General features: G+C 56.0%; 1 protein-coding gene. It reads left to right on the top strand.

Annotated features, from left to right (window positions below):
* Positions 1 to 439: PAS domain-containing protein (locus SB753_RS34875; protein ID WP_410804590.1), on the top strand; the 439-nt coding region annotated here is incomplete at both ends.

Raw genomic sequence — 439 nt, 5'->3', positions numbered from 1 at the left:
CCGTTCTTTTCAATGAGATCGTGGTCAAGGAAAGCACCGATGAACCGGACACCAGCCGTCATGCGGACCACAATCCCGTCATTGCCCATCTGGAAAGCGAACTGCGTCGCTCGAAGGAACTGCTGCAATCCAATATCGAACAGGCGAGTGTATCGACGGAGGAGCTGAAGGCTTCCAATGAGGAGTTGCAGGCGATCAACGAAGAACTGCGTTCAGCGACGGAAGAACTCGAAACCAGCAAGGAGGAACTGCAGTCCGTCAATGAGGAGCTGGTCACCGTCAACGCGGAATTGCAGTCGAAGGTGGAGGACGAGGCCAAGGCCAAGGACGACCTGCAGAACCTGATCGCTTCGACGGGGATCGCGACCATCTTCGTCGACCGGCAGATGCGCATCAAGCGTTTCACTGAACCTGCGGTTGGCATCTTCAAGCTGATCGC

The organism is Paraburkholderia sp. SIMBA_053 (genome assembly GCF_046534895.1).
In the GTDB taxonomy this organism is placed as follows: domain Bacteria; phylum Pseudomonadota; class Gammaproteobacteria; order Burkholderiales; family Burkholderiaceae; genus Paraburkholderia; species Paraburkholderia caledonica.
This window is presented reverse-complemented; position numbering and strand designations above follow the sequence as displayed.